This window comes from Blastopirellula marina (genome assembly GCF_002967765.1).
GTDB classification, from domain to species: Bacteria; Planctomycetota; Planctomycetia; order Pirellulales; family Pirellulaceae; genus Bremerella; species Bremerella marina_A.
Genome location: NZ_PUHY01000010.1, coordinates 776,475 through 795,028, shown reverse-complemented (window position 1 = coordinate 795,028; position 18,554 = coordinate 776,475). Strand labels below are relative to the sequence as shown.

General features: G+C 55.8%; 14 protein-coding genes. 1 reads left to right on the top strand and 13 read right to left on the bottom strand.

The features are described 5' to 3' along the window. Nucleotides 1–56: 56 nt before the first annotated feature. The 13 genes from hisH to C5Y83_RS14310 form a co-directional block, all read right to left on the bottom strand. Nucleotides 57–665: an imidazole glycerol phosphate synthase subunit HisH gene (gene hisH, locus C5Y83_RS14370; protein WP_105330417.1), complete on the bottom strand. Its 609-nt coding sequence runs from the start codon at nucleotides 663–665 to the stop codon at nucleotides 57–59. Nucleotides 666–893: 228 nt separating this feature from the next. Next, complete coding sequence (locus tag C5Y83_RS14365) at nucleotides 894–1,694, bottom strand: flagellar motor protein MotB (protein WP_105330416.1); 801 nt, start codon at nucleotides 1,692–1,694, stop codon at nucleotides 894–896. Between the two features lie 63 nt (nucleotides 1,695–1,757). Then, complete coding sequence (locus C5Y83_RS14360) at nucleotides 1,758–2,363, bottom strand: hypothetical protein (protein WP_105330415.1); 606 nt, start codon at nucleotides 2,361–2,363, stop codon at nucleotides 1,758–1,760. 68 nt (nucleotides 2,364–2,431) lie between these two features. Further along, nucleotides 2,432–3,727 carry a prepilin peptidase gene (locus C5Y83_RS14355; protein ID WP_158262365.1) on the bottom strand — a complete coding sequence of 432 codons (1,296 nt, stop codon included), beginning with the start codon at nucleotides 3,725–3,727 and terminating at the stop codon, nucleotides 2,432–2,434. A 1-nt stretch (nucleotide 3,728) separates the two neighbouring features. Next, nucleotides 3,729–4,301, bottom strand: coding sequence for a shikimate kinase (locus C5Y83_RS14350; RefSeq protein WP_199195040.1), 573 nt, complete (start codon nucleotides 4,299–4,301; stop codon nucleotides 3,729–3,731). Beyond that, nucleotides 4,298–5,788, bottom strand: a complete 1,491-nt coding sequence (gene aroE / locus C5Y83_RS14345; RefSeq protein ID WP_105330413.1) for a shikimate dehydrogenase — start codon at nucleotides 5,786–5,788, stop codon at nucleotides 4,298–4,300. The genes C5Y83_RS14350 and aroE overlap by 4 nt, the downstream gene beginning before the upstream one ends. 92 nt (nucleotides 5,789–5,880) lie before the next feature. Beyond that, a complete protein-coding gene (gene mutL / locus C5Y83_RS14340; protein ID WP_105330412.1) occupies nucleotides 5,881–7,824 on the bottom strand; it encodes a DNA mismatch repair endonuclease MutL in 1,944 nt (647 codons plus the stop codon). Between the two features lie 34 nt (nucleotides 7,825–7,858). Continuing rightward, the gene (locus C5Y83_RS14335; protein WP_105330411.1) at nucleotides 7,859–9,307 is read right to left on the bottom strand and encodes a sigma-54-dependent transcriptional regulator; all 1,449 of its coding nucleotides are present in this window, start codon (nucleotides 9,305–9,307) and stop codon (nucleotides 7,859–7,861) included. 233 nt (nucleotides 9,308–9,540) lie between these two features. After that, on the bottom strand, nucleotides 9,541–10,254 hold the full coding sequence (locus C5Y83_RS14330; RefSeq protein ID WP_105330410.1) for a hypothetical protein: 714 nt from the start codon (nucleotides 10,252–10,254) through the stop codon (nucleotides 9,541–9,543). A 241-nt stretch (nucleotides 10,255–10,495) separates the two neighbouring features. Then, the gene (locus C5Y83_RS14325; protein WP_105330409.1) at nucleotides 10,496–11,293 is read right to left on the bottom strand and encodes a two-component system sensor histidine kinase NtrB; all 798 of its coding nucleotides are present in this window, start codon (nucleotides 11,291–11,293) and stop codon (nucleotides 10,496–10,498) included. A gap of 88 nt (nucleotides 11,294–11,381) precedes the next feature. After that, nucleotides 11,382–13,634, bottom strand: coding sequence for a polyribonucleotide nucleotidyltransferase (locus tag C5Y83_RS14320; protein WP_105330408.1), 2,253 nt, complete (start codon nucleotides 13,632–13,634; stop codon nucleotides 11,382–11,384). A 354-nt stretch (nucleotides 13,635–13,988) separates the two neighbouring features. Next, nucleotides 13,989–14,258, bottom strand: a complete 270-nt coding sequence (rpsO, locus tag C5Y83_RS14315) for a 30S ribosomal protein S15 (protein WP_105330407.1) — start codon at nucleotides 14,256–14,258, stop codon at nucleotides 13,989–13,991. 240 nt (nucleotides 14,259–14,498) lie between these two features. After that, a complete protein-coding gene (locus C5Y83_RS14310) occupies nucleotides 14,499–17,051 on the bottom strand; it encodes a ComEC/Rec2 family competence protein (RefSeq protein ID WP_105330406.1) in 2,553 nt (850 codons plus the stop codon). A gap of 152 nt (nucleotides 17,052–17,203) precedes the next feature. Between C5Y83_RS14310 and C5Y83_RS14305 the strand changes: the two genes are divergently transcribed. Further along, the gene (locus C5Y83_RS14305; RefSeq protein WP_158262364.1) at nucleotides 17,204–18,544 is read left to right on the top strand and encodes a sulfatase; all 1,341 of its coding nucleotides are present in this window, start codon (nucleotides 17,204–17,206) and stop codon (nucleotides 18,542–18,544) included. The last annotated feature ends 10 nt before the right edge of the window (nucleotides 18,545–18,554 follow it).

Below are 18,554 nucleotides of genomic sequence, written 5' to 3'. Positions count from 1 at the left end.
TTGATATGCGGCAAGAAACTTAGACCGCGACTAAGTGTACGAGAGGTGGGATAGGCTTACGCGAGTTCCGCAAAGTTCTTTAGCACAGCCAGACCAGCATCCTGGCTCTTCTCTGGGTGAAACTGCGTGGCGTAAAGGTTGTTCTTCCAGATCGCAGCACAGAACGGTCCACCGTAGTCCGCTTCGATGGCCACGACGTCCTTATCCCTGGGAATCACATAGTAGGAGTGGACAAAGTAGAAGTGCGTCCCTTCGTCGATGCCTGTGAAGATTGGCGGCTTGTGAAGGAACTTGGCCTGGTTCCAGCCCATGTGAGGAACTTTGTAACCGTGCGGTAGGTTGAACTTGACCACTTCGCCGGGCAAAATGCCCAGACCTTCGTGTTCGCCACCTTCGTAGCTGACATCGAATAGCATCTGCAGTCCGAGGCAAATGCCCAGGAACGGTGTGCCCGATTCGATTTGATCTTTGATCGGACTCACCAAATTGCGGCGTCGAAGTTCGTCGACGGCATCACCGCAGGCCCCCACGCCAGGCAGGACCACTTTGGAAGCGGCGGCGATCTCTTTGGGGTCGCTGGTGATATGAGCTTCATGCCCGGTTCGCTCGAAGGCTTTCTGAACGCTTCGCAGGTTTCCCATCTGGTAGTCGACGATCGTGATCATCGGCGGAAGAATCTTTCTATAGGGCAACGTCGGGCAGAGAATGAGTTCCCACGGGGGGACACTTACTTGCGGGCGTAAGTTCGCCTGGGCACCTATTGTAGTTGCTTTTGCCGCGCCCTGGCAGGCAGGGACGAGTCGGAAGTTTTCAGCGATCTACAGCTAAGAAAACAAGATTGAAAGCTCGACAAGCGTAGCGTAACAGCTTTGCTTGTTGGAGGTTACGCTTGGCTAATCCACTGATTCGGGGTAGATCACCAGATCAACACGGCGATTTCGCTGCTGACCGGCGGGGGTCGCGTTCGAGACGACTGGGTGGTTCGAGCCATGCCCCACAACCACAACCCGGGCCGGAGCGATGCCGTATCGTCCACTTAACTGATCGAACACCGTTTGTGCCATGCTGGCCGAAAGCTGGTGATTCGAGGTAAACGGAGGTCGGGCTGGCTGATTGTCGGTGTGTCCTTCGACACCAATCTTGTTGGCCGGGAAATCGCGACTGATAACGCCGCTGACCTGAGCGAGGATGGTTTCGGAATTGGGGGTCAGCGAATTGGTGCCAGGCTGAAATAAGGCATCCGCTGAGATCTCCAAGCGAATCACGTCGCCATCTTGGCGAGCATTTACTCCGGGGATTTGAATTTGACTGAGATCAGCCGAAAGGCTGTTATTGGGCTTAATGACAGCTCCACCCCGGTACTGGGTCGATGCCATGAGTGTTTGTACCTTCTGTTCCCGCTCTTTGGCCAACTCTTGCGATTGAGCCAACTGCTTGGTGGTGTCACCTAGCTGTCGGCGAACGAGTGTTAGTTCGTCCTGCAAAATCTTTTGCTGCTGCTGGGCCTGGGCCAGTTGCGAATGAAGATCCTGGTTCGAGGCATCCAGCCCAGAGGCTCGGCGTTCGAACTCAGCGATTTGGGACTGCGTCTGTTGCTGCATTAGCGCTTGCTGCTGCCGCCAGGCGGCATTTTGATTGCAGCCCAAGCCAGCAAGTGCTAGCGAGATCAGCATCAGCGAGCAAAAACGGAACATGGCAGGCCGTGTCGGCAAGGGGCCGGGGAAACTTGAGGCAAAACGGAAATTTCACGGCGGATATTAGCAACCGACCTTTTCATCCACAAGGCCGATTCCGACGGCTTGCTGATCGAAACTTGGTTCGAGCGTTGGGGATTCGCTTAGAGGAAGCGTTTCACTGTGGAAATGTTGCGAGCCCGACTTCATCTGCGGAAGCCAGCGGTGCTGCGGGAACTCGCCGTAATATCGTTTAATGAAATGCCGTCCGGCAAGATTCTCACAGTGAGGTTCCCACCCCACTCGCTGCATTAGCCGCGTGCTGATCTTCTCGTTTGATAGCTCGCAAACGCTGGCATGAACTCCACGAATCTCAGCGATCCAGTCGAGCACTTCGGCACTTCGTCGTAAACTTTTCCAAGAGGTTTGTGCGGTCGATTCGACGTAAGCCAACGTCAGGAAGCCAGGCGATGTGATCGGAAAGTTGTAGAACAGTCGACAATCGTCTCCACCCCGAGCATGCTTCCAGCGGCCAAGCGTCACGATCTCAAATCGTGAGATCAGTTTGGGCCAGGGACGAAACGACAAACTGTGAAACTTGCCGCCACGAACGCGGATGATGCCATAACGCCGTCGGCGAACCAGATCCGCGGCGTCGTTCAAGTTGTGAAGCGTTTCGAGCCAAAGCATTCGGTGAATTCCTCTCTGGGAGAAAGGATAGCTCACCGTTTGACGCTTGGTCGTGCCGATTTTGCCGATTACCCTTCGTCTGGGTAGATGAAGCGGAACTTGAACCACACCCATGCCATCAACATCGCGCCTAGGACCATCGGCAGGGCCAGGAACAACGCTGGCAGTATCCAGCCTAGCGACAACAGTGGACCGTAGTGCTGCCAGAGCGGGCTCCAGAAGATCATCGTGAGGAGCGTTCCGATACAAAGGTAAGGACCATAGGCGAGATAGGCGTCGCCTGTCAGCAGGTAGTTGATCAGCGCGAAGACACAAGCGATGAACGGCGCCATGAAGAAGATTACCATCACCGGCTGCCAGCCGATGTAAACGCCGATCATGCACATCAACGTTACGTCGCCAAAGCCCATCGCTTCCTGACCCATCGCCGCACTGGCAAATATGCGGACCAGCCAGATCAGCATGCCAGCGAATGCCATCCCCAAGAGCCCGGTGAAGACGGCTCGCCACACGTCCGGACCGCCCAATGACCAAGCTACACCAACGAAGACCAGCAGCAAGACGAGCATTCCCAAGTACTGCCAGTTAAGCGAATAACGAGCGAAGCTGGCGAACAGGTAGCGAACGAACTTGGTCACGCCTCCTCGCCACCACACTAGCTTTGGACATAACGCGAACCACCAGCCAGCGACCAGGAACAAGGCAAATGCGAGGGCCCCTGCCCCGTTCCAAGATTCGGGCCAATCGGAAAGGATCGCCGCGTGCAGCGGAATCGCCTCCAATTGCGGCCTATCAGGCAGACCGAAAAAGTTGGGACCATCGGGAATGGGCAGGCCAACGAATGGGAGGAGCCAACATAAGACCAGGCCAATCAGGAAGCCAGGAACAGTGACGTAATCAGGGATCGTCCGCGAGTCAAAGTCGACAAAGGTCGCAATCGTCATGAAGACAATCAGGATCATATGCTGCAAGTAAATCGCATGCGATTGAGCGGCCGCTAAGGGGACGTTCACCGTCGGAGGAACGAGATTCTCGCCAATGACCCAGTGATAGTACCAGGCAAAAAAGAACGCACACCCTAATTCAATCAGCAAAGGTTGCACCCAGTACGCGGTGCCGTGTACTTTGCTCTCACGTGCTAAACCCAACCAACCGAAGATCGGAACCTTGTCGAATAAATTTCGTTTCGGCGCGTCGGGATGAGGTGGTGTCCACGGATCGTATTGCTTGGGATGCCATGTCCAACGGTAGACGGCTCGATTGATTTGTCCGCCGACCACTGCCCCGATGAAGAACAGCAAGATTAGGCGGAACTGCATCGGAATGCCGACCCACAGGGTTACGAGGTTATCCCACCAAGCCACGTCACGGTTCTTTCTGTGCAGATTGCCAGGGAAGCTCGGCCAAGATGGCATCTGCCACGGCTTCAGGCAACTTCCCCTCGGTTTCGATCGTTACGTCGGCACACTGTTTATAAAGTGCGAGCCGGGCGTTCAAGACCTCTTCGATCTCTTCGATGACCGACTTGCCGGTTAAACTGGGACGCCGAGCTTGCGTTGTCTCGTCGTGAGCAAGTCGCTGGGCGATCGCCGCCGGAGATGCGGTGAGCCAAACGGTATGGCAGTTCTGACGCAGCAACTCGCGATTCGCTTCCCGTAAGATCACTCCCCCACCCATGGCCAGGATCTGCCGTTTGTTGGCCGTCAGCGTTCGTACCGCTTCGGTTTCCAGGTCACGAAAGCCCGGCTCGCCGGAGGCTTGGAAGATCTCGGCAATCGACTTGCCGGCGTGCGATTCTACCCAGTCGTCGGCGTCGATGGCGTGCCAACCGAGTCGAGCTGCCAACAGCCGGGCAACATGCGATTTGCCGGTGCCTCGATATCCAATCAGTGCCAGGTTGGTTTTACTTGCTGGCTTGCCACTTGCTGAGCCGCTCAATTGGTCCGCACTGCTCCGGTAATCCGCTTAAGCGTGCTTCGCATCAGCTCGCGCGAAGTCTCGACTCCGGTGAAATGTTTGAACTGCAGTGCCGCCTGACGAACAAACATTTCGACGCCAGTCACCACACGAGCCCCAGTGGCGCGGGCCTCTTTCACAAGCAACGTTTGTTCCGGGTTGTAGACGGTATCGAAGACGACCATGCTGGGCTTGATCCAGCGTTTATCGAAAGGGGTTTCGTTAACGTTGGGATGCATGCCAACCGGTGTGCCGTTAATCAAGATGTCCGGCACGACCGAGCCACGATCATCCCAGTGGATTGATCGGCACTTGAAATGAACCGCAAGTTCTTCGGCGTTCTCTTTGGTGCGGCTGGTGATGATGACGTTTGCTTCGCGCTGTTTCAATGCCCAAACGATTCCGCGAGCCACGCCACCGCTGCCAAGAATCAAAACACGTTTCCCTTCCAACGAGCCACCCCGTAGTTCCGGAGGCAAGGCCGTATCGAGGCTCTCCATGGCCGAATCGCAATCGGTGTTGTAGCCGGAAGTCCCATTTTCGTCGAAGACGACGGTATTGGTTGCACCGACACCCTTTACGGCGTCGTCCGGATTCTTCACGAATTGAGCGGCCGCTTCCTTGTGAGGAATGGTCACGCTCAGCCCTTTCACGCCAAGTTGCGGGCAAACTTCATTGAAGAAGACAGACAGGTGCTCGCGTGGAACCCGGAACGGAAGGTAACGGCGATTCATTCCTTGTTCAGCGAACGCCGCATTGTGCAAATGTGGGCTAAGGCTATGTCCCACCGGATCGGCCACCACACCGTATAGTTCCGTTTCGTCGGTGATCTCTTCGTAGCGGTAAAGATCAACCATCTGGCGAAAACCGATTTGCCCCGGAGCCAACGTTCGTTCGTTGGAACTGGTGGCATAGGTGAACGGACAACCAAATCGACCACCCAGGATACGGGAGGGCATTCCCATGTCGCCCATGCAAAGCCCGATTGTGGGGATCTTGCTGTTGCGGGCTAGTTCCAAGATCCGCACATTGTCCTGGGGCGAGTTCGCCATGGTGGCGATCTTCACGATATCGGGATCGAGCTGTTGCATCCGGCGATGCAAACCTTCCAGGTCCGCTGGCGTTTCGCGAAAGTTGTGGTAGCTGATAATCCGCTTCGTCTTGCCGTAACGCGGCACATTGGCGGCAATGTCTTCTTCGAGATCGACGTAGTCAGCACCTTCTGCGATGGCGGTCCGCAGGATCATTTGCCGGTCTTGTTCGTCCCCTGAGTAGCGTCCCCCGTCACGTTCGCGACGGTAGGTGATCACAACCGGGCCAGGACGATTCTCCAGCAGACGACGGAGTTTGATGGTGCCGTTGATATAGTCGAGCCGTAATTCGCACAACGGTGCACCCTGTTCGACAAGGTGCTTGTGCTCGGCAATCACATGTTTGTGCCGGCCTCGGCCGATACTGACGCAGATCATGAATCTATCCCGAACTCATCTGGCGATGTGGGTCGCATAGGGGGTGAATCAATGTGTGGGGCACGTCCCCCAGCCAGACTAAACCTACTATCTTACGTGCGTTGGAATCGCCGGTCGAGTTCCTCTTTGGTAAAGACCAGCGAGGTTGGGCGGCCATGCGGGCAATGGTGGGCGTCCTGACAAAGGTGGCGTAAGTCGAGCAAGGCGTCAATTTCCTCACGAGAGAGACGATCTCCCGCCTTAATGGCGGCCTTGCACGACATCATATGGAGTAATTCGTCTAAGAGATCCCTTTTCTCCAGATTCTTCCCTTCCGTCAGAAGCTGATCGACGATTTCGCGCAAGATTTCGGCCGGTTTGCGGCGACCCAGGATGGCAGGGTAGCTGCGAATGAGGATCGTATCCCCCCCGAATGCCTCGACTTCGATTCCAATTTGAGCGAGCGTTTCCGACGCCGCGTCGACGGCTGCGAATTCCTGAGCCGATAGATTGAGCGTTTCCGGAACTAACAGCCGCTGCACTTCCAGCCGCCGAGCCAGTGCCTTTTCACGCAGTTCCTCGTACAAAATCCGTTCGTGCAGGGCATGCTGGTCGATGACCACCATCCCTTCGTCCGTTTCGGTAATGAGGTAGCGGTTGTGCAGTTGAATGGCTCGGTGGAGGGTTCCCGTTGACGAGGCTTGTGGCGAGTATGGCTCTGCGGAATCTTCTTCTGACAGTGAAGGTGGCTGTTGATCCTCGGGAAGTGGCTGACCTTGGGAGGTGCCTCGCGGCAAGCCACTAGGAATCGGCGGCAGCGGCAAGCTACCGGCACCCACGGCAGAGCGATTGATCGGGTTGAGCTGCAAGGGTGATCGTTGGTCTGAGCGAAAGTCCAAATCGAAATCGGTTTGCCGATTTTGACGTGACTCAGCTTCTGCGGAACTGCCTGGCACAGCGCCTTTGGCCCACGCGACAAGCTCTTCCCGCAAGGCATCGGTCGACTGAGGATCACCACCGGAACTGTTCCCATCGCCATCTTCCGCTGGACGGTAGGTCGACGTCAGGTCGGTGGCCAAGAACTTTTGCCGCAAGGTACCCAACAGCTGGCTGTAGATTCGTCCGCTATCTTGAAAACGCACCTCAAGCTTCGTCGGATGGACGTTGACATCCACCATTTCTGGTGGCATCTGCATCCGGAGGAAGGTGATTGGATACCGCCCATGCAGCAACAATCCGCGATAAGCTTCGCCCAACGCATGCTGCAAAGCACGATCTTTGATGTAGCGTCCATTTAAGAACAGATACTGCATTCGATTGTTGCTGCGACTGAAGCGAGGATTCCCAACGTATCCGCGAAGCGTGACTTGATCGTTGCTACTTTCGACGTCGATCAGTTGATCCGCGATCTCGGCTCCAAAGAACACGCGGATGCGTTCTCGCAGGTCGGCGCTGGGGGGCAAGTCGTGAACCAACCGCGACCCATGCTTGAGGGTAAAGTGCACCTCAGGGTGAGCCAGAGCAATCCGCGTGAACGCTTCGCTGATGTGCCCAAACTCGGTTTGCGTGGTCTTGAGGAACTTTTTGCGAACCGGAGTATTAAAGAACAGATTGCGGATCTCGATGATCGTCCCCGGCGGGCAGCCACATGGTTGGGCTTCCTGGACGTTCCCGCCGTGGACTAACATTTCGTTGCCGCAATCGGCATCGTGTGGTCGGCTGCGCAACAGGAATTGGCTGACCTCGGAGATCGAGGCCAACGCTTCTCCGCGGAATCCCAGCGTACGGACGTGAAACAGTTCTTCGGCCGAGCGGATCTTGCTCGTCGCGTGCGAAGCGATCGTCAGGGGCATATCTTCCGGGGCGATCCCGCAACCGTTATCCGCAATGCGAATCAGTTCGGTGCCGCCATGTTCGACGGTAACGTCAACGCGCGTTGAACCGGCGTCGAGCGAGTTCTCCATCAGCTCTTTGACGGCGCTCGCAGGGCGTTCGATCACTTCGCCGGCGGCGATCTTGTTCACGACACTCGGAGATAGCTGTTGAATCTTCGGCATCCGCTGCCTGCTCCCTTCAGTTCGGGCTTGGCGTTTAGTCGCCGCGAAGTCCGTACTCTTTAATTTTGCGATAGAGGGTTCGTTCACCGATTCCCAGTAACTTGGCCGCCTCTTCGCGGTTTTGGCCGGTTGACTTTAGCGTCTCGGCAATCAGCCACTTCTCGACTTCGCTGATGGGTTGGCCGACCATGCTGGTCAATTCGCCGTTCGCGGAAACAGTCGGTTTCGGCTCGGCGGGTGGCGTTAAATCGTCGCCATCTTGAATCAGTTCTGGCGGAAGATCGTCCAGCCCGATCGTCCCGTCCAAATCAAGCACGACCATGCTTTCAGCGAAGTTCCGCAGTTGCCGGACGTTGCCAGGCCAATCGTACTCCAGACAGCGCTGGTAAACGGTGCGATCAATCCCGCGGATCTTCTTGTCATGCTTCTTGGCAAACATCTTCAGGAAGTGATCGAACAGCGGCAGGATGTCGTCCGGGCGTTCCCGCAATGGCGGAAGCTGTACGGTGACAATTCGCAGCCGATGGTAAAGGTCGGAACGAAACGTTCCAGCCGTGATCGCATCTTCCAAGTTACAGTTCGTGGCGGAGATCAGACGCACGTTGATTTTGATCGGCTTGTTCTCACCAACCCGGGTGATCTCGCTCGACTCGAGCACGCGAAGAAGCTTTACCTGGGTGGCCATCGGCATATCGCCGATTTCATCGAGGAACAAAGTTCCGCCGTTGGCGTATTCCAGCCGGCCAATCCGCTCGCTGGCGGCGTCCGTGTAAGCCCCTTTGGCGTGGCCGAACAGCTCGCTTTCGAGCAAGTGCTCGCTTAGTTCGGCACAGTTCAGGGGCACGAACGGTTTCTTCTTGCGAGGACTGTTCTGGTGGATTGCCTGGGCGACGACTTCCTTCCCGGTACCGGTTTCGCCCAGGATCAACACACTGGCATCGGTCGGGGCAATTCGTTGCAGTCGCTGCACGACCTGACCCATCTTGCTGCTGGAGTAGATCAGCCCTTCAAAGCCAAACTTTTCGTCGAGGCGTCGCATCAGCTCCGAGTTTTGTCGCTTGAGCTGAATCGTCTCGGCCGCCTTGAGGGCAGCGGCCCGCAGTTTGTCAGGCGTGAGCGGTTTTTCCAGGAAGTTGAGCGCCGAGTGCTGCATCGCGGTGACCGCGGTCGAAACGGTCGCATGCCCGGTCACGACGATCACTTCGCAGTTGGGGCGATTCTCTTTCGCGAGCCGTAAGATCTCCATTCCGTCGATGTCATTCATCACCAGGTCGGTGACAACGATCTCAAACGGCTGCGACATGATCTGCTCGGCCCCTTCCGGTCCGCTGGTGGCTACCGTGCAGACAAACCCAATCCGCTCAAGACTTTCCGCCATCGTCATGGCATGGGCCTTGTCGTTGTCGACTACCAGCACCCGGAACTGGTCCGGCTGGACTTCGAGAGTATCGGATTGTGGTTCGGTTTGGGCTTCTTGCGTCATGCCCCCATCGTACCGAAGATGGGCCAAATGCTCTAGAACCGTCTCGTCGATCTGCGGAAGTGGTCGAGCGGGGTGACTTCGGCGGCAATCCTGGGGCTTTCGGGGGGAGCTAGACCGTTTGCGCCATCTTGGGACCGACATTCGCCGCAATGATCTGATCTACGACTCGGCAAAGCTTGATCGCTTGAGCGTCTTCAACTTAGTCTTCGCCTTTTCAGCCAACGGCGATGATCTTAGCCAGATTCGGGCAAGAGCACCGACTTCACCTGCTTAATGACCTCAAGTGCGTTGTCTCGGTCTTGCTTCGCCGACTCATATCTTTGCTTGACCTCAGCCGGTATGGCATCGATACTGCCGGCCAACTTGCGAGCCTCCCTGTATTGCTGTTTGATTTCCTCGAAATGCGAGAGCTTTTCCAACGCCTTCTTGTAACGAGGATCCGAGAAAAGCTTCAATTGATTATGGATTGATTTAATAACCGCCTGTTTGTGTTTCTCGACGATTTCATCGCGTCGCTCCTGCTCGGCCATTTCCTTGTATTTCCAGCCAGGTTCGTAGTCCTCGCTAAATTTTGGCGACCACTGCTCAAGTTTTTTCAAAACTTCTTTCGCGATCTGGGGGTCATTCCGGACACCTTCAAGGGATGGCTTGGATATCATCGAAATCAAGACCGAAACCGGCAATGTAAGGCTGTCGCCTCCTTTGCCGATAGGCGGGTACACTTCCCTGTCGATTTCCTTGCGAGCTGCGGCCATGAGCAAGAGACTAGCAGATCCAACCTTGTCCTCGATTCGCAAGGATCGAGTGGCAAGATGAAACAGCTGAAGAGAGTTGTCCTCGCGAAATGGCAATTCCTGCGCCGAAAGTTCATGGGAAACGTTAGTCATTGTCACCCAAAGGGCGACGAGCCACAGGGTGTTTCGTGGCGGGCTGGAAATGGGCGACATCGGACTTCTCCTCCAAAAAGCGAGTATAGAATCGAGTCACGTGCCGCATTGTGGCCGCTTACGCAGCGGTAGCCAGCGGAATGAGCCACAGATGAAACGAGCATCCATGCCAAAATGGAACTCGTACGTTACCGGCACGTTTTTTGGAGAGAGGGCGCGTTGACGCAAATTCTAGGATCGCCTGGGCCGCGGAGAAGGAAGAAACGGAATAACGCCCGTCGTGACTTGCGTTTTTCAAGCCTTACTCCACTTGTATTTCCCCTTTGGCTTGCTCCTGTTTCGAGCGGCCGATTCTTGGGGGCAGTGGGAACTCAAGCGTGAATTGAGTACCGCGGTCGAGCTCGCTTTGTACATCGATCGTGGCGTGGTGCGCTTCGATGATCTTTTTTGCCAAGGGCAAGCCGAGGCCCGAGCCTCCTTCTTTGGTCGAGTAAAAGGGATCGAACATGCGGAGTGCGGTCGTATCGCTCATTCCGCAGCCGGTATCAACAAGTCGTAGTAGGACGGCGTTACGGTATTCACGCGTCTGTACCATCAGCGAACCGCCGTCAGGCATCGCTTGAATGGCATTGACAACCAGATTTAACAAAGCCGAGTACAGCAATTCCGCGTCGAGATTGATGCTGGGGAGCTCGGAATCGAGATAACGAATGATGTCGATTCCCTGCTGGTTGGCTTGTGGCTCGACAAAGTTGAGAACCCGCTCGATCTGATCGTTGAGGTTGCCTGGCAAAAGGTTTAAGTCGCGAATCCGGGCAAACCGCAAGAAGTCGTCCAAAAGCCCCTGGAGCCGTTCGCACTGCTCCTGAACGGTGGCCACTTTCTGCTGAGCCCGACGCTGCTGCGGCGTCTGCGGATCTTGCATATCCTCGGCCAGCAGTTCCATGTTCATCCGAATGACCGAGAGCGGCGTCTTGATCTCGTGGGCCAGCGAACCAGCGAGCCGGGCGATCTCGTTGTACTGATCCATCAAGTACTGATCACGCGACTTTTCGCTGGTTGTGGAATGGGGGTGTTGCGAGGATGATTGCTGATCCATAACTTGCCCAATACGAAAACGCCCGGAGTGTTCGAACACTCCGGGCGAATTTAGTGTTAATCAGTCGAGTTGCCAATAAGGCAATCGCTTAGTCTTCGCGACGTGGGCGACGTGGGCGTCCGCCTCGGTCGCCGCCACGGCCACCGCGGTCTCCGCCGCCACGACGATCACCGCCGCGACCGCCACGGTCACCTCGATCGCCGCCACGCGAGCCGGCGGTTTCGAGTTCCTCGTCACCTTCGCCAGCTGGGGCATCGCCGCCAGGTAGCGTGGCTTTGTGGCTCAGCTTGACGCGGTCGTGTTCGTCGACCAGCAAGACCTTCACGGCCAGGATGTCGCCGACCTTGACCACCGAGTTGACGTCCGAAACGTATTCGTTGGACAGCTCGCTGATGTGGCACAAGCCGTCACGGCCAGGCAGGATTTCGACGAAGGCACCGAAGTCCTTCACGCTGGTGACGCGACCTTCATAGATCTTACCGACTTCAACTTCGCCGGTGATCGCTTGGACGCGAGCCATGGCAGCTTCGGCCCATTCCAGGTTGCCGCTGGCAACAATGACCGAACCGTCGTCGTCGACGTCGATCGTGGCACCGGTTTCTTCCTGGATGGCACGAATCGTCTTACCGCCAGGACCGATCAGTAGGCCGATCTTCTCGGGGTTGATCTTGGTTCGCAGCATGCGTGGCGCCCAAACCGAGGTGTCGTCCTTCGGTTGGCTGATGGTGGTCAGCATCTTGCGAAGGATTTCGATACGGGCTTCGCGGGCCTGAACGAGGGTCTTACGAATGATCTCTTCGTTGATTCCCTTGATCTTCAGGTCCAACTGGATGCCGGTGATACCGTTTTGGGTACCAGCGACCTTGAAGTCCATGTCCCCATGGTGATCTTCTTCACCTAGGATGTCGGTCAGCAAGACGAAGTCGTCCCCTTCCTTCACCAGACCGATCGAGATACCGGCGACTGGGTTAGTGATTGGCACACCAGCGGCCATCAAGCCGAGGGTAGCACCACAAACCGAAGCCATCGAGCTGGAACCGTTCGATTCCAGAATGTCCGAGATCACGCGGATGGTGTAAGGGAAGTCTTCTGGGTTCGGCAGAATTGGGTTCACACTTCGTTCCGCCAACGCACCGTGACCGATTTCGCGACGGCCAGGGCCACGAATTGGACGACACTCACCGACCGAGAAGGACGGGAAGTTGTAGTCCAACATGAATTTCTTCGAGTATTCGTCGATCAAGCCATCCACACGTTGTTCGTCACGCGGGGTACCCAAAGTCACGGTGATCAGCGACTGGGTTTCACCACGTTGGAACACGGCCGAGCCGTGAACGCGTGGCAGCACGTCGACCTTGCACAGGATCGGACGCAGCGTCTTGGTGTCACGACCATCGGTGCGGGTACCGCTGAGGATCAGGTCACGCACGACGCGTTCTTCGAGGTCATGCCAGACAGTGCCGAACAGGTTTTCGCAGATCGCGTCTTCGGCGGCTGGATCTGGAATCAGTTCTTCTTTGACCTTGGTCTTCAGTTCGCGAACTTTGTCGGCGCGATCTTGCTTACCGGTGGTCTGCTTGGCAGCCTTCAAGTCGGCGTAGTAGCCGTCCATCAAACGCTGGTACAAGCCACCATCGTTGGGCTCTTCGAATTCCATCTTTTGTGGGCCGACCTTTTCGATCAGCTCGAGCTGGAGATCGCACAGCGACTTGACGATTTCGTGGGCCTTCATGATTGCGTCGGCCATCTCGTCTTCGGGAATTTCCCGCGAGAAACCTTCGATCATCAAGACCGAGTCCTTGCTGCCCGAGATGATCAGGTCCAGATCGCTCTGTTCCAATTGATCAAAAGTCGGGAAAGGAACCAGTTCGCCGTCGACACGGCCAATGCGGACTGCGGATAGCGGGCCTTGGAACGGCAGGTGCGAAATGCACAGTGCCGCCGAAGCACCCAGCATGGCCAGCACGTCACCATCATGCTGGCGATCACTCGCCACGACGTTGGCTTGGATTTGGACTTCGTCGTAATATCCCTTCGGGAACATTGGACGGATCGGGCGATCCATCAAACGCGACGAGAGAATTTCTTTCGTGGTTGGGCGGCCTTCCCGTTTAATGAACCCGCCAGGGAATTTACCGGCGGCGGCCGTTCGCTCGCGATAATCGCAAGTCAAGGGAAAGAAGTCAGTTCCCGGCCGAGAAGGGCCAGAGACGGTGGCGACCAGAACAACCGTTTCGCCATATTGTACGAGCACTGCCCCGTGGGCTTGTTTGGCTAGAAAGCCAGTGGTGATCGATAAGGTTTCATTGCCAATCTGCTTCTCTACGCGAATTTCTTCCACTTTTTCCGTCCTACACAGCGCACCAGAAACTTTCCGTGTGGGCTTGCGCCAAGAAGGTATGGGCCTGGAGGAGAGAGGGGCCCGGCCATTTGGAACATCCAGTGCTTGGTTCAATATAAGGTTGAGGTACGCCGCGATTAATCTGATAGAGCGGGACCCCGTGAGGTTGCTTGCCGGCCATTGTTCTTCCACCACCGGCGAAGCGTGGTAAAGACGCGTCCAGCCCCTGATTGGGCGCGCGTCTTCTGGCTCAGTCCGTTTGCCTCTTAAAAATCGAGGCTCGCAGTTGCTTCCACGTGCGAGCCCCTTTCAAATGGCCAAATTGCGGTAATTAAGACCGCGGTAGCGATAATGCTACTTTCGAATGCCGAGTCGGGCCAGCATGTCCAGGTACTTCTGCGGATCGTGCCGCTTCAAGTAGTCCAGCAGGCGACGGCGACGGCTCACCATGGCCAAAAGACCGCGACGAGTCGCGTAGTCTTTTTTGTGCTTCTTCATGTGCTCCGTCAGATTGTTGATGCGACTGGTCAAAATCGCAATCTGAACTTCCGGGGAACCCGTGTCCTCGCCACCACGTTGGAAATCCTGGATGGCATCGTTTTTCTTCTCTTTGGTAATCGACATGGGCGACTTTACTTACGTCCGCAAGTAGGGTGACTTCTTCTTAACCACAATAACGACAAGGACTTGTGAAATCAGGAGGTCTCCCGCGACTACCAAGACCGCGGCCACCAACGCATCAAACTCATCCTCAATCTTTTGATAAGACCGTTAATTTAGCAGTGAAAGCTGAATTTGCAACGCCTAATAGGCTGGATGAGCACAGAATGGCATTCACTTTGCCGATAAAACCGCCCACGTCTCCTAATCTCTCAATTTTGGCGAGCCAGGAAGCAACGATTTAACCTGCGGCAGTTGACCGTCGGCAGTAAGGCGAATTTCGATGCGGCCGCCGGTGGCTGTATTCCGCCAGATTGGGCTCCCCTCCCCGATGGTTGGATTTTCAATATTAGGCGAGCCGCTGCTCACAACAATCCATTCTGGTTGGCACCACGCATAGAACTGCTCTGGGTTGCTCCGTTTGCTTCCGTGATGGGGTGCCATAACCACATCGCAGTCGATTGGCTGTTCCAGCACGACGGCCTCGGTCCCAGGTGATTCAAGATCGCCAGGAAGCAGAATCCGTCGACCTTGATACTCGATCAGCAGGACTAGACTATTCGCATTGTCCCGCCCAAGCACGCCCTTACGAGTCGGATGAAGCACTGTCAGGTGAACGTCCGGATGTGTTTTTAAGCGATTGCCGGCGGAAAGCGTTCGCACAGGAATCTTACGGGCCTCGAAATCTTCCATCAGCGTTGTCGCTAAATGGCCGGAAGTCTTCGTCATTAATTCCGAGCAATAGACCGTGCCAACGGAAAATCGTTCTAGGATGCCTGGCAAACCGTTGAAATGGTCGGCATCGTCATGCGAGATGATGACCGCTTCAAGATGTGAAATGCCTTTCTCCCACAGGACCGAGGACAAAGACTCGGTGGCACGACTTGGGGAACCGAGACGACCGCAGTCGTACAAGAGATTCTTTCCGTCAGGAAGTTCCAATAGCGCGCAGGTGCCGTGACCAACGCTGACGAACGTGCAGATCACTTCGTCACGCGTCGCCGATTGCTGAGTGATAACAATTGCCTGACCGAATCCGATGGCCAGCCAAATCGCGAGCGTCGTCATTCCCCAACGCAGTGGAAGCCCTCGACAGGCTATCAGTACTGCCAACATTCCCAGCAGAACGTAGAAGCCAATAACCCACCACATCGACGGTCCTGCCGTCCAGAACGTGAGTCGAGCATGCTCTTGGGTGAGCGTGACGATCTGTTCGAGCCCAGCCAGTGGCCACGATAGGGTTGGCGAGACAACGCTTGCGGCAAGTGGCGTGACGATTGTCACCCCGATTAGAAAGACAATGCCCAGCAGCGAGAGGGTCATGAAAACGCCGAGGATGGGCGAAAGGAGGATGGTCCAGGGAGAAGCCGTGTGAAAATGAACCAGCACGAGAGGTAGCGTCGTTAACCACACGGCCATAGATGCCACCACCGCCATCCCGATGATATTTCTTGCCCTTTTGAGTAGCTTGATCGGCATGGGTCGCGTTTCGGCGATCAACTTTTTCAGAGGGTCAACCGTGCGAAAGTGCCGCTGCACGCTGGCTAGCCATGCCAAAGTCGCCACGGCCACAAAGGATAACTGCGTGCCCGGCTGAAAGATTTCGGTCGGGTTCCAGCAGATCACTACGATCCAGGCCAGGCCCAGCGTGTTCCAGAAGGAATGTCGTCGATACAACATGGTTCCCAGGCAAACCGTGCCAACCAGGATCGCGGCCCGAACGATGGGTGGCCGAGCATCGACCAGCAGAACATAACCCACCGTCAACACCAACAACGCCAAACCAGGAAACCACACGGGAGCTGGAATCCAACGCAGCATCTGATAGGCAATCAACGCCAAGATTCCCAAGTGAAGGCCCGAGAGAGCCAGCAAATGTACCGTACCCGTTTGACGAAAGGCATCATCGGTCGCATCGTTGAGTCGTTCGCGTCGGCCCAGGAAGACGGTTTCCGCGAGCCCTTCTAGATGCGGCGGAACCGCGGCGGATAGCTTTTCGTCGATAAATTGTTGCCAAGCTTGGATCGGATTCCAAAACGAAAGCTGGCGAGGTTGTCCGGTCGGTTGCAGGCATTCCGGAAAATTGCAACGCAGCAAGATACCGCGGCGACGCCCACGCGACCACTTGGCAAAGTCGAACTCGCCAGGGTTGAGGGCGCCCCCGGGACGCGTGGCTTGGGCGAAGACGGTAATCGATTCTCCTGGCCTGAGTGACAACTCGTCGCCTGAGACATAAATCTCCGTTTCGCCGGTGGCCGTCTCCCAAGTCGTTCCATTACGGACTGTCGTGATCTGAAATGGAACTTTCCATTGGTTCGGTAATTCGAACTCGTAGGGGGAACGATCGAGCGGGGCTGGTAGAAATCGTGGGTAATCGGTCACCCTGCCGCGTAGAGCCATCGGTTGTTTTTGCGGTGTCAGTGACAGGCTGAGCTCGGTTGCGTGATAGATGTTCCAATAGACGTGATGCCATAGCCCGCCGAAACTGGCCACTGCCAATAGGAGGGCCACGCTCCCTGCGGCGTCTCGCCGAAAGAAAAAAGCTGCCAGCCAGCTTGCCATGAGTAGCCAAAGGGTGAACAGCCAACCACCCAATGGCATGTCTAAGAATGCATCGAGCACGACCCCCACCGTCAGCGCAGGAGCCAACAGCACAAGCGGCCGAGAAACGGTTCGCTCACGATTGGAGGTTCGGGCTGAGGCGGCAGAATCCAACTTGATTTCAAGGCGTTTGTCGACAAAGCTGATAGAAAGCAAGTTTCTAGTATCGCACCTGGGAAGTGCCGGCTCAATTTTTTCGTGCTGCCATGAAGCAGATTTGCTACCCTAGCGACTCTCTTATCCTATTTACTCCCCTCCCCTACCCTTCAAATTTGTTGCCCACCATGCGAAATCGAACCATTCTTTTTATGGCCATCGTGGCTGTCCTGTTCTCGTTGCGAATTGCTGAGACGCAAGCCGCTGAACGTCCGAACTTGATCTTTCTGCTCACCGATGACCAGCGATGGGACGCCCTGGGCTGCATGGGGAATCCCGTAATCAAGACTCCCAACATTGATAAGCTGGCCGAAGAAGGTGTCACGTTTGACAATGCGTTTGCGACCACTGCCATTTGCGCGACAAGCCGGGCATCGTTTCTCACTGGGCAGTATGCTCGACGGCACGGCGTGGTTGATTTCCGCACCGTGTTGACGCCAGAAGCTTTTCAGCAAACGTTCCCCGCCCTGCTTCGCGCGGCTGGCTACCGCACAGCGTTTATTGGCAAATGGGGCGTGGGCAACAACCTACCGGCCGATCAATACGACTACTGGAAAGGCTTCGCGGGCCAAGGTCAGTACTTTGTCGATGGCCAGCCGCACATGACGCAGCGGCTTGAGAATCAAACGCTTGAGTTCCTCGATACCTGTCAGGCCGATCAGCCGTTCTGTTTACAAGTCAGCTTCAAAGCGGCTCACTGCCAAGATGGCCCTGGTTGGCAGTTTCGCCATGCCCCGAAATACACGGAATACTACGCCGAAGACAAAATCACCCCGGCCGAAACCGTGAGTGAGGAAGCGTACGCAAAGCTTCCGAAGCAACTGCAAGGAGGCGAGTCTCGGGTTCGCTGGGAACGACGTTTCGACGGAGACGAAATGCTGCAGAAGAACGTCAAGGATTACTACCGTCTACTAACAGGTGTCGACGATTTTGTCGGAGCGATGGTTGGCAAGCTGAACGAGAAGAAACTGGCTGATAATACCGTGATCATTTACACCTCAGATCATGGTTTCTTTCTAGGTGAACATGGGCTGTCCGGTAAATGGTTGATGTACGAGCCGTCGATTAGGATTCCGATGATCGTCTACGACCCACGCTTACCCAAATCACTTCGTGGTCGTCACCTGGACGAGATGGTGCTGAACATCGATGTTGCTCCGACGCTGTTGGACTTTGCCGGTGTCAAGATTCCCGCAGTGATGCAAGGACAAAGCTTGAAGCCGTTGGTGGAAGACATACAATCCGAGCCATGGCGAACCGAGTTCTTGTACGAACACCTCTTCCCGCACGCGACCATTCCACAAAGCGAAGGCGTGCGATCGGAGGATTGGAAGTACGTTGACTACGAAAAGACGGAGCCGAAGTTGGAGCAGTTGTTCGATCTAAAAAACGATCCGCATGAGACAACCAACTTGGCGGGCGATCCAAAGTATGCTGACAAGCTGAACGAGTTTCGCGAAAAGCTGGCCCGCATGCGGACGGAACTGCAGTAACGAAACTGGA

Bases quoted from the DNA above. Each gene is read 5' to 3' on its own strand.
- hisH (WP_105330417.1), bottom strand. From the start codon at position 665: ATGATCACGATCGTCGACTACCAGATGGGAAACCTGCGAAGCGTTCAG.
- C5Y83_RS14365 (WP_105330416.1), bottom strand. From the start codon at position 1,694: ATGTTCCGTTTTTGCTCGCTGATGCTGATCTCGCTAGCACTTGCTGGC.
- C5Y83_RS14360 (WP_105330415.1), bottom strand. From the start codon at position 2,363: ATGCTTTGGCTCGAAACGCTTCACAACTTGAACGACGCCGCGGATCTG.
- aroE (WP_105330413.1), bottom strand. From the start codon at position 5,788: ATGATCTGCGTCAGTATCGGCCGAGGCCGGCACAAACATGTGATTGCC.
- mutL (WP_105330412.1), bottom strand. From the start codon at position 7,824: ATGCCGAAGATTCAACAGCTATCTCCGAGTGTCGTGAACAAGATCGCC.
- C5Y83_RS14335 (WP_105330411.1), bottom strand. From the start codon at position 9,307: ATGACGCAAGAAGCCCAAACCGAACCACAATCCGATACTCTCGAAGTC.
- C5Y83_RS14330 (WP_105330410.1), bottom strand. From the start codon at position 10,254: ATGTCGCCCATTTCCAGCCCGCCACGAAACACCCTGTGGCTCGTCGCC.
- C5Y83_RS14325 (WP_105330409.1), bottom strand. From the start codon at position 11,293: ATGGATCAGCAATCATCCTCGCAACACCCCCATTCCACAACCAGCGAA.
- rpsO (WP_105330407.1), bottom strand. From the start codon at position 14,258: ATGTCGATTACCAAAGAGAAGAAAAACGATGCCATCCAGGATTTCCAA.
- C5Y83_RS14305 (WP_158262364.1), top strand. From the start codon at position 17,204: ATGGCCATCGTGGCTGTCCTGTTCTCGTTGCGAATTGCTGAGACGCAA.